Source organism: Streptomyces coacervatus, assembly GCF_029223485.1.
GTDB classification, from domain to species: Bacteria; Actinomycetota; Actinomycetes; order Streptomycetales; family Streptomycetaceae; genus Streptomyces; species Streptomyces coacervatus.
In genome coordinates, this window is the sequence record NZ_JARHTP010000005.1 from 169,277 (window position 1) to 182,000 (window position 12,724).

The 12,724-nt window shown below is 64.5% G+C and carries 11 protein-coding genes and 1 pseudogene; 4 read left to right on the forward strand and 8 right to left on the reverse strand.

From position 1 onward, the window contains the following. Positions 1 to 92 precede the first annotated feature (92 nt). Entirely contained in the window at positions 93 to 638 is a 546-nt protein-coding gene (locus P2Q00_RS14485; protein ID WP_275772888.1) for a GNAT family N-acetyltransferase, read from the forward strand. A gap of 12 nt (positions 639 to 650) precedes the next feature. On the opposite strand, the pseudogene P2Q00_RS14490 reads toward P2Q00_RS14485, so the two are convergent. Together P2Q00_RS14490 and P2Q00_RS14495 are read right to left on the reverse strand one after the other, a co-directional pair. Further along, positions 651 to 1,312, reverse strand: a pseudogene (locus P2Q00_RS14490) (HAD family hydrolase). Between the two features lie 267 nt (positions 1,313 to 1,579). Then, a complete protein-coding gene (locus tag P2Q00_RS14495; RefSeq protein ID WP_275772889.1) occupies positions 1,580 to 2,446 on the reverse strand; it encodes a GNAT family N-acetyltransferase in 867 nt (288 codons plus the stop codon). A gap of 345 nt (positions 2,447 to 2,791) precedes the next feature. Between P2Q00_RS14495 and P2Q00_RS14500 the strand changes: the two genes are divergently transcribed. Next, on the forward strand, positions 2,792 to 3,259 hold the full coding sequence (locus tag P2Q00_RS14500) for a hypothetical protein (protein ID WP_275772890.1): 468 nt from the start codon (positions 2,792 to 2,794) through the stop codon (positions 3,257 to 3,259). 197 nt (positions 3,260 to 3,456) lie between these two features. On the opposite strand, the gene P2Q00_RS14505 is transcribed toward P2Q00_RS14500, so the two are convergent. After that, on the reverse strand, positions 3,457 to 4,491 hold the full coding sequence (locus P2Q00_RS14505) for an SRA domain-containing endonuclease (protein WP_275772891.1): 1,035 nt from the start codon (positions 4,489 to 4,491) through the stop codon (positions 3,457 to 3,459). Between the two features lie 60 nt (positions 4,492 to 4,551). Between P2Q00_RS14505 and P2Q00_RS14510 the strand changes: the two genes are divergently transcribed. Beyond that, a complete protein-coding gene (locus P2Q00_RS14510; RefSeq protein WP_275772892.1) occupies positions 4,552 to 5,169 on the forward strand; it encodes a hypothetical protein in 618 nt (205 codons plus the stop codon). Here the strand turns inward: P2Q00_RS14510 and P2Q00_RS14515 are convergent. Both P2Q00_RS14515 and P2Q00_RS14520 read right to left on the reverse strand, forming a co-directional pair. After that, complete coding sequence (locus P2Q00_RS14515) at positions 5,162 to 5,368, reverse strand: DUF397 domain-containing protein (RefSeq protein WP_275772893.1); 207 nt, start codon at positions 5,366 to 5,368, stop codon at positions 5,162 to 5,164. The two genes, P2Q00_RS14510 and P2Q00_RS14515, sit on opposite strands and share 8 nt — an antisense overlap. Next, the gene (locus P2Q00_RS14520) at positions 5,365 to 6,213 is read right to left on the reverse strand and encodes a helix-turn-helix domain-containing protein (RefSeq protein ID WP_275772894.1); all 849 of its coding nucleotides are present in this window, start codon (positions 6,211 to 6,213) and stop codon (positions 5,365 to 5,367) included. Before P2Q00_RS14520 ends, P2Q00_RS14515 begins: the two co-directional genes overlap by 4 nt. 147 nt (positions 6,214 to 6,360) lie before the next feature. Between P2Q00_RS14520 and P2Q00_RS14525 the strand changes: the two genes are divergently transcribed. After that, on the forward strand, positions 6,361 to 7,065 hold the full coding sequence (locus P2Q00_RS14525) for an ATP-binding protein (RefSeq protein ID WP_338059313.1): 705 nt from the start codon (positions 6,361 to 6,363) through the stop codon (positions 7,063 to 7,065). Positions 7,066 to 7,080: 15 nt separating this feature from the next. On the opposite strand, the gene P2Q00_RS14530 is transcribed toward P2Q00_RS14525, so the two are convergent. The 3 genes from P2Q00_RS14530 to P2Q00_RS14540 all read right to left on the reverse strand — a co-directional run bounded on the left by P2Q00_RS14530 (position 7,081) and on the right by P2Q00_RS14540 (position 12,712). Further along, positions 7,081 to 10,230: a DEAD/DEAH box helicase gene (locus tag P2Q00_RS14530; RefSeq protein WP_275772895.1), complete on the reverse strand. Its 3,150-nt coding sequence runs from the start codon at positions 10,228 to 10,230 to the stop codon at positions 7,081 to 7,083. 225 nt (positions 10,231 to 10,455) lie between these two features. Continuing rightward, positions 10,456 to 11,466, reverse strand: coding sequence for an SEC-C domain-containing protein (locus tag P2Q00_RS14535; protein ID WP_275772896.1), 1,011 nt, complete (start codon positions 11,464 to 11,466; stop codon positions 10,456 to 10,458). A 79-nt stretch (positions 11,467 to 11,545) separates the two neighbouring features. Further along, positions 11,546 to 12,712: an MFS transporter gene (locus P2Q00_RS14540; protein ID WP_275773173.1), complete on the reverse strand. Its 1,167-nt coding sequence runs from the start codon at positions 12,710 to 12,712 to the stop codon at positions 11,546 to 11,548. Between the last annotated feature and the right edge of the window lie 12 nt (positions 12,713 to 12,724).

Here is a 12,724-nt window from a genome sequence, read left to right on the forward strand (position 1 = left end):
TGGGAAGACTACGACGTCTCAACTCGGTGGATACACATATGCATTGGAGGCCACGAGCCTCCTGAAGTTGCGATGACAGACGGGAGCACAGAGTGGACGGGCTACAGCTGGAACGGAGGGACGCGGCCGGGCTGGGTGACATCCGGCAGCAGCTTCTCGACGTCTACGCCGAGGTCTACAGGGGCCGGTTGAGCGAGGATTTCCACAGCGTCGAAAGGTTCGATGAGCGACTCGGATGGAACGCCGAGGTTCCTGGGTTCGCTGCGGTTGTGGGCTATGTCGACGAGACACCGATCGGCTACGCGTACGGCTGCACACTCCAGGAGACGACACGCTGGTGGAGCGGCCTCCGTACTCCAGTGCAGGACGGCGCCACCGCGGAGACCGGAGCACGCACCTTCGCGCTCTCAGAGCTCATGGTGGTCGAGAGGGTCCGCGGCATGGGTTGCGCACGACAGGTCCACGACGCGCTGCTGCTCGACCGGCCAGAGGAACGCGTCACGCTTCTGGTCGAGCGGGACCATCTCAAGGTCCGTTCGCTGTACGAGTCGTGGGGTTACGAGTGGTTCGGCGAGGTGCTGCCATTCCCCGACGCGCCTTTGTACGACGCGTTGATCCTGCGGCGCAGAACCGTATGAGCCTGGCAACCGTTAGGAAGTCGAGTTGTTGAACTCGTCGATACAGAAGGCCAGTTCAAGCAAGCTGTTGACACGAAAGGTCGGCAGCTCGCTTGCTTCACGGCTGTTCCACTGGATGGTGGCCCACGGCCCGCGACGCACAAGCGCGGTCAGCATGTCGGCCTCTCGGGCCGGGCGGATGTCGTTGTCGCACCGATCTCCGACGTAGAGGATCTCGCCAACCTCGAAGGGCACGGCATCGGCGACCCGCTTGAAGAACTCGGGGTCGGGCTTGCTGGCACCCCAGTCGTCCGAGGTGCCGATCAGATCGACGTCGCCGGAGAAAAGCGCCCGCAGGATGTGCCCCGCTCGCACGGTCTGATTGCCCGCGATACCGAGCCAGAGGCCGTCAGCTCGGAGCTGAGCGAGAGCTGGCCGGACATCCTCGTACAGATCCGCCTCTCCGAATGTCTCAGCCTGCCCTGCGGCAGCACGCCTCTCGCGCTCCTCGTACAGATCGAACCCGGGCCGGAATTCCTGGAAGATCTCGCGGTAGTCCCGCCCTTGAGCGATGACCGCACCGAACATCGCGTGAAATGTGTGCCGCGGGACACCAAGCCAGTCGGCCCAAGACCCGTACTCACGTGTCTCGTTCACGAGGCTTCGCCGACGTCGAAGACCACTGCGCGAATCATGGAGGCAGGGTAGCTACTGACTTCGGCGCTTCGAGGTGCTTGGCTGGCTTGTACGGCCGACTGATGGTCATTTGCGCAGGACGTCGTTGGTGTGCGCTATGCGGATGAGATGGAACCGCCCTCGTCTGCCGGGCGCCCTCGGAGTTGGAGCAGCGGATGTCCGATCGAGCCGAGAGCAGAGCCTCGTGCGGCTGCTGCACGAGCCTCTGGCGCGATGGCCGCCGTACGAGGTGCTGCGGCATGGTGAGAAGGTCCGCAGACCCGACGTCAGACCTTCCGGATCCGGTCGGCGATCTCCGGCCTCGCCGCGAATCCGGCCGCCTTGTAAGTGGCGACGCCGCCGACGTTGGAGCTCGGTGTGCACACTCGCACGCTTGACGAGCCCATCTCCCGTAGTGCGGCCGCCCCGGCGACGGTGATCGCCCGGCCATAGCCGCGGCCGCGGTGGTCCGTGTGGACGCCCATCGGCTCGACCAGTCCTGGTTTCCCCGGGCCGGCCGACCAGACCGTCACCACCGCCGCAGGGTTGCCCTGGTCGTCGTAAGCACCCAGGCAGCGGGCGTCGGCGTAGAACGGTGCCGCGGACATCTTGTGCCGGTACTCGCGCGTGGGCTTCGTGGTGTTGAACGCGGACCGCAGGACGTCGGCGAAGTCCTGCGCCTGCTCCAGGCCGATCTCCTTGATCCGCACGCCGGGGTCCTCCACCGCTTCGGCGAGGTCGCGGAAGAGCGGCGTCCACGGCTCGTCGACGCCCCAGCCCTCCTTGGTCAACAGGTCGTGGAGCAGCAGGCCTTGCGGCGCCTCGACGGACACTGCTCCTTCGGGCAGCACGCCGCGCTCGGGCAGCGAGAAGTCCTCGACGAGCCGCCGTGCCAAGTCCTCGTCATGGAAAGCGTCGGAAGCGACCGTCATCCGCACGAGCGTCGGCGAATCCAGCATCCCGACGGCGAGGATCCGTCCGTTCCGGCTCCAGGTCCGTACCGCCGCGGCCGTCTCGGCCGTTCCGAACCGGTAGTTCCAGCCGATGTCCCCGGGATGCAGCTGCATCGGCGTTTCGTCGTGCTGCCACTCCCGCAGCGCCGCAGTGGCCTCGCGCACTCCGTCGGCCGTCGGCGTCCTCAGCACAATCGTCATAGCCGGGATCAGACACCCCGTCTCGGTGGCCTGCAACCGATTAACTGACCAGGCGCTTCGGTGTCAGCGCCTTCGGCCCTCGTCGCTCTTGGAGACGCGGGCCGGGCAACACCCACTCGGAGATCGTCTGATGATTGCCAGGTTGCAAGAGGCTCCCTGAGCACCACGCCTCGACTGGCTCGTCATCATCGAGCATCCAGAGCTTGTGGTGGCGCGCCTGTTTCGCACCACCGCACGCCCCATCACCCGCATGGCTAATTCCCGCCCCCGGCAGGACACTCCAATTCATGCGGCTCTCAGGAGCAGCGCATTCTCCGAGCGCCGCCGTCCGAGAGGGAGTAGCTCATGTCAGGAACCAGACGTCGCCTCGGCAGTGGGACTGCCGCATTGATATTGGCTGTCGGCGGTGCCACGGCGCTCGCCGCCCCGGCCCACGCGGCCGCCCCATCGATCACCAACATCTCAGTCAATGTCCACACGTGGATTGGGCTCAAGCTTAGTTGGGGCCTGAGCGGCGCGGCAGCAGGTGCAAGTTGGACGGACACGTCGGCTGTGGATTACGGCAACCCCACCGTCCCTCCATTCAGCACAGGCAGTTCTCCCTGGGCCGGTACGGCTAACGGGAGCGGAACGGTCGGCAACGACCCGGATCCGGAAAGCGCCTCCATCTCGTCGCTTACATCGCACATGGTCAGCAACGGCGGCACGATCGTCGTCAGCTTCATCGAGACGGACTCTGCCGGAGATGAAGCTACCTTCATCAAGACGCTCACTTGCAGTGTGGACGGGTCTGGCAACGGATCCTGCTCCTGACGGACACCCACTCGTGCCAGGGTCGCCGGGGTACTCCCGGTCGCCACCGGCAGCTGGGGCATCTCCGCAGGTGAGGATGCCTTTTGGTGACTCGCCCAGCCAGCGGGATGCCCCCGTTCGTCACGCCACCGTCAGCACCTCACGACGACTCACGCGCAGACCGCACATGCGAAAGAGCCTTACTTAACGGAGACCTATTAGGCTGGCACGGGGCAATCCACGCAGCGGAAACCCCGAAGAGTGCTGGAAGACGTGGTGGTGTTCCCCGCGAACTCTGAGAAATCGCCGCTGTCGTTTCGATACACGATGCCAATCCCGTGTTCAGCGAGCAGGTCACGGAGATCTTCTTGGGGAAGCGCCGGAGTGAGCACCATCAGTTGGAGAGGCTGATCGTGGGTGAGGCTTCTCAAGTGGTGCCGTGCGCGTAGGAGTTGAGCAAGAGCCTGAGTGATCGACTCGCTTGCTGCGCTGCCCGTCGGCTCGTACAGCGTGTTGTTCGTCTGGTTGTAGAGGTCGAAGGCAAGTTGAGATGTCGAGTTCCGCATCGACAATTCCATTTGAACGATGTTTCCCCCAGCTGCAGCCTCACGCTCCTCGAAGGCATCTGCCAGGTCATCGCGGGCCGCGCCTAGCAGGTCGGCGTCAGTTGGCTGCTGTTGCTGGCGTCTCTGGCGTCGGTACGAACGAGCGAGACGGCCTGCGCTCCGATGGAACCGCAACCTGGAATTGGGTGCTGCTGGAAGAGTATCGGAGACGTCCCGTATGTACGGGTCAATGGGGCGTAGTCGGAAGACGATGACGTTACGGTCCTGCTCTAATTCGTCTTTGGCTTCCCGTATCTCGAATGCCTTGCGCTCGTCAAGCTTGAATTTACCTATGTATTTATGTCTGCGTGTGTCGCTCCCCGGGACTTTTCCTACGGCGATGAATAGATGCAAGGTGCGACCCTTGCTGGCGTGTTCCAGGATCGCGGAATTTCCGCCACTGGGGGTCTGGTCGCCTCGCTTCCCGGCTCCTGTGTAGGTGAAAATGGGGCCCAAGGCGTCATCCTCGGCGAGCCATCCGTCGCGATATCCGTAACGCTCGCCAACCTTGCTATCGGAGAACAGGAGTACGTTCCGTTTCTCCTTTGCCGGGCAGATTCCGGCGTAGCCGCTTCCACCTAAGACGGGGTGGATTTCTGCGCGGGTGAGGATGTCGCCGGGCTGAAACCCGGTCGTGGGCGTCGTCATGAGTCGAGGTTAATGGTTTCAGTGCTCACGGAGTGCGGGAAGTGACCAGAGTCGCGCAGAGTGATCGTTGTGGCAGCGCTGGATCCAGTCGAGGATGGTGCGATGAGTGACGCAACGGGGACGGTCATCACGGGTGTTATCGCTTTCGCAGCCGCGGTCGTCGGGGCTGTGATCGCTGGCATGTACGCCAAACATGGTGCGGAAGCTGGTGGGCGTAAGGCAGTTGAGGCGGCGCTAGCTCAGGTGCATGGTGCGGCAGCGGCGGAGCACTGGCAGTGGGTGCGTACTCAGCGGCATCAGTCCTTCGCTGCCCTCATTGCGGCCTATGCCGCTCTCGATGAAGTGCTTGTCCGTATCGCGCCGGAGGTGCGAAACGCAGCCAGCCTTGATGGAGCGGCAGGGCGTGAGGTGCGAGAGCGCATGCTTGAACTGCAAGCAAAGACCAGCCAATTGGCGCTATGGGGGCCAAATGAGGCAAATTCGTTGGCCTATGCGCTAACGGGGAAGTCGGTAGCCGCGGTGCGCACCTTGCTGCATCTGGCGAGGGCGAGTTCCTCAGGTGCAAGCGCAGATTGGCCCCGATTTGACCAGGCTAGAGATGAGATGGTGCTGGCGCACGCCGCCTTCCTTCAGCGAGCTGGTGAGATCGTTCGTGATCCGCGGCAGCCGGTCAGCTAGTGAGTTCCTGGTGGTCTGGGAGCAGGGCCCGTATGAAGCCCTGCCATGCAGCAGTGCTCAGGATGAGTTGCGGCCCCGAGGTGACCTTGGAGTCGCGGATCGCGACTACCTCGGTGAGCTCGGCTATTTCCAAGCACTCGCCCCCCATGCCGTTGCTGTAGCTGCTCTTGCGCCACTGGATGCTGGACGACGGCATCATCGGGAGTGCTCCTCCAAGAGTCTCGTGATCAGCAAGGTCGAGCGCTGAGGGCTCAATGCCAAGGCCCTGAGGTGGTCGAACGCTTTCGTGTAGAGGGCTACGTCCTTGGGCTCTTCGAGGTAGACCGAATCGGTAAGCCCCTCTCGGTAGACCAAGTCTCGGTCCTCCTGCTCCGGGAAGCCGAGGATCGTGTATGACCCCGTGGTGGGGTAGGCGCCCGCATCGAACGGCAGAACCTGGACGGTCACGTTCTTCAACTTGCTGATTTCCAGCATACGTTCGAGTTGGCGGGCCATGACCTGGCGGCTGCCGACCACGTGCTGCAGTGCACTTTGGTGGAGCACGGCCCAAAGGTCGGGTGCGCTCTCGCTGGTGAGTAGTTCTTGGCGGCGCATACGGACGCCGACCATGCGCTGAATGTCCTCGGGGGTGTGGTCGACCCACGCGCGGCACTGCTCGGTGGCGTACTCATCGGTTTGCAGCAGGCCGGGGATGAACTCGGCCTGGTAGCTACGCAAGTTGGAAGCCGCCTGCTCCAGGCCGACGTACACAGAGAACCAGGCGGGGATCGCATCGCCGTGGGCGTGCCACCACCCCTTTGTCTTGGATTCCTTAGCCAGCGACTTCAGCAGATCGCGTAGCTCTTCGGGGGTCCCGTAGAAGCGGCATAGGGCTTCGACGTCTGAGGGTTGAACGCGTCCCTGTCCCGTCTCCATGCGGCTGACCTTGGAACTGCTCCAGTCCAGCTCCTTGCCTACCTGGCTACAGGTAAGGCTGCTCTCTTCACGTAGCCGCCTGAGCTCGATCGCAAGTCGGCGACGGCGAGCCGTGGGGGATCCGGCCATGTCAACTCCTAGTGGGCTAGCGGAAGCTCCATCCCATCGGAAGGGGTGCGAAAGGCCAATCACCCTAAAGGGGGAATCCCTTCGTGCATGTTGCACGAAGGGCTACTCGCTGCGACTCTGTCACTGGGAGTCATCAAAGGATGCACAGTGCGCAACGAAGCGCGTGAAAGGTGGTCGAAGATGATCTACGTAGGCGACTGTGTCGGACGAGAGCCCTGGCTGCACGCATTCATTGCCCATCCGAATGAAGTCGCCCAGCTGAGGCGGATGTTGAGGCTTCGGCTCATCCTGTGGGGGCTGTCCGATCACGTGGACGCAGCGCAGATCTGCGTAACAGAGCTGGTGACCAACGTCATTCGGCATATCGGCGAGGGAACACCCGTAACGCTGCGAGTGGCGTTCAGCGAGCCGTATCTACGCCTAGAAGTTGAGGATCCTGATACGCGGGCGTTGCCCACCTTGCTCGAAGCCAGCAGCGTCTCGGAGTCGGGGCGGGGCATGGCGCTCGTCGACGCCATGACGGGCAACCGGTGGGGTGTGATCCTTCGCGGCGACTCCAAAGTGGTGTGGTGTGAGCTTGCTGTTGATGCCTCCGCCGCCTGCAGCCAGACGAACGGTCCCCGCGTCACGCGCGCCGAAGCCATCCTTGATCTGTACGGATCCTGGCCACTTCCGCACGGTAGGGCCATGGCTGGGGGTGGCAGTCTGCTGAGCACGGCAGCGGCAGAAGAGGCCGCCATCGGGGTCATGGCCGACGTACTGCACTGGCTGCATGCACACGGGCATGATCCCGATGACGTACTCGACCGAGCCCAGACTCACTTTGAGGCTGAGATCAGCGAGGTTGCCTGATGGTCGGCGACTCCGCTAACCCCCGGCGATGGCCGAGTACGACCACACATCCGCAGGCAGCTCATGATGCAGCTGCCAGGTGATGGCCATGGGCTTGCTGCCCTCGTGCCGGACATAGGCTGCAGGGCCGAGCAGCATCCAGGGTTGGGCTTTGCCGATGTCGGTGTCCTTGTAACGCCGCATGAACAGCAGCACGTGGCTGCCGCGTTGGGCGTGCTGTTGATAGCGGAGACCGGTGGGCGAGGTGTCTGCGGTCGTGCTCTGTGACTCCCAGTGGAAGAGAGAAGGGCTCAACGCGTAGTCCTTGTATCGGACGGTGGGGGAGAAGTCCTTCTCGTTCTTCTCAAGAGTGATCAGCAGCGCGTCTGTCTTGTTCGGCTCGTCCCAGAGGACTCCCTGCGCAAAGGAGCCAGGCATCTGCCCGCCGAGGCGGGCGACGCCAAGTGCGGCCAGGATCTCCGAGCGGTTGTACGCGCTATGGATCTTCAGTGGGATGTGCGCGTGCGGGCCCTCCAAGGGAATGGGGAAGTGGTCGGCCTGGCCCATCACGTGGTCGAGCACCTGCCGCAGTTCGCTACGGAAGGCTCGCTGCTCACGGAGTGATTCAAGGCCTTGCGCGTAAGAGCTAAAACCACCGGCCTTGTCCCAGAGGTTGAAGAAGAGCATGCGTGCGTACGTCTTGTCTTTCGGGCTCAGAGCCTCATACGTCGGCGCGTCATCGCTCAGCAGGCGGATGTACGCGTCTCGACGTTCGAGGTCGTCGACGTGCAGGAACGCCTGCACGCGCTTCAACAGCCCTTCCTCATCTGCCTGTTCAGGCTGGTCCGCCAAGCCGGCGCGGCGTAGGACGGACGTCCACGAGTTGCTCGACTTGTACAGCTCCTTGATCTCGCGGCGGCTCTCCCGGAGGTAGTCGGCGAGGAACGGCGTATTGAAGACCCTGACTTCCTTGGCGAGGGTTTGGACAGTTGCCTTGATCTGGCTGCGGATGTTCTCCAGCACCAGGTCCTTGGACTTGCCCTCAAGGATGATCTGGCAGCCAGATGGGAGTAGAGGGAAGTCGTGCTCAGCGTGTTCAAGAAGCCGGTTGCGCGACAGGTTCGTCATGGCGCGGAACTGCTCTTCGAACCGGAACTCGGCGCGATGCTGGCCGATGAAGTCGAGCACGGTGAGCACGGGCTTGTCCTGTGTACGGCGCAGGCCTCGGCCGAGTTGTTGAAGGAAGAGGGTGGCGCTGTTCGTAGGACGGAGGAGGAGCAACGTATCGACGTCGGGGATGTCCAAGCCCTCGTTGAACAGGTCTACGGAGAAGATGACCTGGATCTGTCCTGCCTTGAGTTCGGACAGGATTCGGTCACGGGTTTCGGGATTCGACTCGCTGTCCAAGGCCTCAGCCTTGATTCCTGCGTTCTGGAAGCACTGTGCCATGAAGTGGGCGTGCTTCCTGGTGACGCAAAAGCCGAGCGCCCGCATGCTCATGGGGTCGGATACCTTGTCTCGCACCTGCTTGATGACGATGCGAGCTCGGGCATGGTCGGCGGAGAACAAGTCGCCGAGTTGGCTCTGGTCGTACGTCCCCGAACGCCAGTTGAGGCGGGTGAGGTCCGTCCCGTCGGGCAGGCCGAAGTAGTGGAACGGGCATAGGAGGTCGTTGTCGAGCGCCTCCCACAGTCGCATCTCGGCGGCGATCCTGCCGTCAAAGAACTCGTCTTGCACGTTGAGTCCGTCGGCACGCTCGGGAGTAGCGGTCAGGCCGAGGAGTTGTTTCGGCTTGAAATGGTTGAGTACGCGGCGATACGTCGTAGCCGTAGCGTGATGGAACTCGTCGACGACGATGATGTCGAAGTGCTCCGGGTCGAACTGGTCGAGTCGCTGGTCGGTCAGCGATTGGACACTGGCAAAGACGTGCTGCCAGTCACGCGGTAGCTCGCCACTGAAGAGCGGTTCACCGAACGATGCGTCATCGAGCACCTCACGGTACTTGCGCAAGGACTGCTTCAAGATCTCTTTGCGGTGTGCCACGAAGAGTAGCCGCGGGTACTGCTTGCCGCCCCACCGCTTATGCAGATTGCGGTAGTCAAGGGCCGCCATGACGGTCTTGCCGGTTCCGGTCGCAGCGACCAGCAGGTTGTGATGATGTCCGCGGACTTCGCGCTCAACGCGCAGCCGCTCCAGCATGTCGGCCTGGTGTGGATACGGCCGAACCTCAAGGCCCGAGAGACTGATTTTGGAGTCTTGGCCGGATGTCGGGCCGCCCGCCACGCCCAGAGCTTCGTCCAGCTTGAGTGCGTCGCGATCCGGGTCGTAGAGCTCGAATGCCGTGTCGTTCCAGTACGCGTCGAAGGTGGCCTCGAACTTGTTGAGTACTGCGGGGGTGGCAACGGACGACAGGCGTACGTTCCACTCCAAGCCGTCCAGGAGAGCGGCCTTCGACAGGTTCGAGCTGCCGACGTACGCGGTATCGAAGCCGGTCTCGCGTCGAAAGAGCCAGGCCTTTGCATGCAGGCGCGTGGATCGGGTCTCGTAGTTGACCTTAACGGTGGCACCGAAATCGCGAACGAGGCGATCGAGTGCATGCCGGTCGGTGGCGCCCATGTAGGTCGTCGTGATGACGCGGATCGGTACGCCCCGTTCCCTCGCGGCGCGCAGCGAGTCTTCCAGGACGCGGATGCCGTACCACTTCACGAACGCGCAGAGCAGATCGATGCGGTCTGCGGTCGCGAGCTCGGCCCTCAACTCCGCACCGAGGTTGGGATCTTCGGGGGAGTTGGTGATGAGGGATGTTTCGGAGAGAGGGGTGAGGGGGCGGAGGGCATAAGCGCCCGGAGCTTCTTGCTTGGCGAGGGCGAGGAGTTGCCGCGGGCCGTCGACGATGGTGCCTATGGCCTCGGCTTCGTCCGAATCCGGTACGCCCGAAGCCAAGGACTCCAGGATTTGGTTGGCGACGGTCACTCGATCCTCAGGCGGGAGCTGGCTCAGTCGACGCCCGACCGCGTCACTGATGTATCGAGCCAGTACGTGAGGGGTGGACTCGGTGCTGACCTCGGCATCGATGGGTTCCCAACCCGCAGCCTTGAACTGCCGTAGCTCGTCGTGCACGCTGCGGGTGATCAGCTTTTCGTAGACACCCGCAATCGGCCTCGACTGGCCCCCCGGTTCCGTCACGACCGCTCCTCTGATCCCTCGTGGTCCTCGTGCACGATTGCTCGCGCCGATATGGATCAGTTCTAACAGTCGCCACTGTCAATCGAAGGTTCCATGTCGAAAGGTGATCAGTTTCGGACAGCTGCCTGGCCGGTAGAGACAAGCTGGCCAGCACTCTGGATCAGTCCCGGGCATCGCCTGGATAAGTCCAGAGTGGTGGCAACCGACGCTGTGGGGCCGCTACGGCTACGCCCCGTGGCACCCCTCGTAGACCCGCCCCGACCCACACCAACAACCAGCCCCCCGCTGCGGCGGCCACTCCACAGCCCGCCCCCGAGCCGCCAACGTCGTCGCATACTGCGGCAACAACTCCGCCTCACCCGGCGAAGCCCCCTCCGAAGCCGCGAACGCCTCGTACGACGGCACCGTCCCCGTCACAATCCCCAGATTCGGCGTCCCACTCGCCGCCAGTTCCCGCAGTGACCCCTCTATCGTCGCCAGGTGCTCCTCATGCGAGGGGTACTCGGCGCCCAGCGAGGGATACGCCTCCACCAGCTCCGCCAGTTCCCCCGCCGGCCAGTGCAGCACCGCCACCGGGAAGGGACGGGACAACGCCTCCCGGTAAGCCCCCAGCTCTGCCCGCAGCCGCGAGATTTCCGCCGCCAGTTCCGCGGGGTTGTCGGACCCCAGCGACCACACCCGCTTCGGGTCGTGCAGCTCGTCCAAGGAGACCGGGGACGAGTGCAGCAGGTCCGCCACCGTGTCCCACTCGTCGTGCGCCACGCCCAGCATCCGCCGCACCCTGTGGCGGCCGAACAGCAGCGGGTGCGTCGAGTACGGGGGTTCCTCCACGCCTGTCAGGAGCACAGTCGCCCCCTCCGTGAACGTCTCCTGGGCCGCCTCCAGCTCATCGTGGGACTCCAGTGCCTCCGCCACGATCACCCAGGGGGCCGGGTCGCGCGGGGAGCCTGCCCTGACGCCGTCGATGATTGCTCGGGCCTCGGCCTCGTGGCCGTACTCCCAGAGGTTCGAGGCCTTCAGGGACCGTACGAGATACGGGTTCTCCAGGCCCGCCTGGGACGACAGCAGGCGGTCGTAGAGCGTGGTCGCGGCGGGGCGGTCGCCGGAGAGTTCGAGGTGGGCCGCGGCCTGGAGGAGCAGGGCCTCGGCGTCCTCGGGGTACAGGCCGGCGGTTCGCTCCAGGCGGGCCGCTTCGGCGGTGTGGTCGACGTTCTCGGCAGGCGTGTCGGGGCGCATGAGGGAAACCGTACTGCCCATCAGTGACGAAGAAGAGGTCTGTGCTGGTCAAAGGGCGGGATCGGGAGACAGCTCACTATTACCCCTCCTGCCCGGCCGTCCCGTGTGCCGCGAACAGCATCGTCCCCAGGCCTGCCAGGACGATCGCTGCCCCGACGTACAGCGGAGCCGTGTAACCGAAGCCCGCGCTGATGGCCATCCCGCCCAGCCACGCCCCCAGCGCATTCCCGACATTCGACGCCGATACGTTCGCGCCGGCCGCCAGTGGGACTCCCTGGGCGGCGTCCGTCACGCGCGTGATCATGCCGGGGACGGGGGCGAAGCCGAACACGCCCGTGAGGAAGACCAGGACGATGGATGCGGTCGGGCTGCTTGCCAGGAGACCGAACAGAGCCAGCGTGGCCGTCAGAGCGGCCAGGGACGCGATCAGGGTCAGGTCGCGGTTGCGGTCCGCACCCCGGCCGCCAGCCAGGTTGCCGACGACCAGGCCGCTGCCGTAGACGACCAGCAGCCACGCCACGTCCGTGTCCGAGAAGCCCGTGACCTCGGTGAACGTGTACGCGAGGTAGCTGAACGCGCCGAACATTCCGCCGTAGCTGAGCGCGGTCGCGGCGAGGGTCAGCCATACCTGGCGGGAGCGCATGGCCCGTAGCTGGGCGGACAGTGCCCTCGCCGCGCCGCTCTCCACCTCAGGCTTCCCCGCCCACCCCGGCACCAGCACCGCAATCGCCACCGCCGCGACCACCCCGATCCCCGTGATCGCCCAGAACGTCGCCCGCCAACCCCAGCGTTCGCCGACCAGGGCGCCGAAGGGGACCCCGAGCACGTTCGCGACCGTCAGGCCCGCGAACATCACCGCCACCGCTCTCGATGCCCGTTCCGGAGGGACCAGGCTGCGGGCCACGAGGGAGCCGATGCCGAAGAACGAGCCGTGGCACAGGGCTGCGATCACCCGTCCCAGCATCATCACCCCGTAGCTCGGTGCGACGGCGGAGATGAGGTTGCCGAGGACGAACAGCACCACCAGCCCGAACAGGACGGGTTTGCGGGGCAGGCCGGCCGTCGCAGCCGTCAGCGCGATCGCGCCCACCGCGACGGTCAGGGCGTATCCGGAGATCAGCCAGCCCGCCGCGGCCTCGGACACCGCGAGGCTCCGGCCCACCTGCGGCAGGAGCCCCGCGATCACGAACTCGGTCAGGCCTATTCCGAAACCGCCGAGCGCCAGTGCCACCAGCCCGGCCGGCAGCCGCCCGGGGGG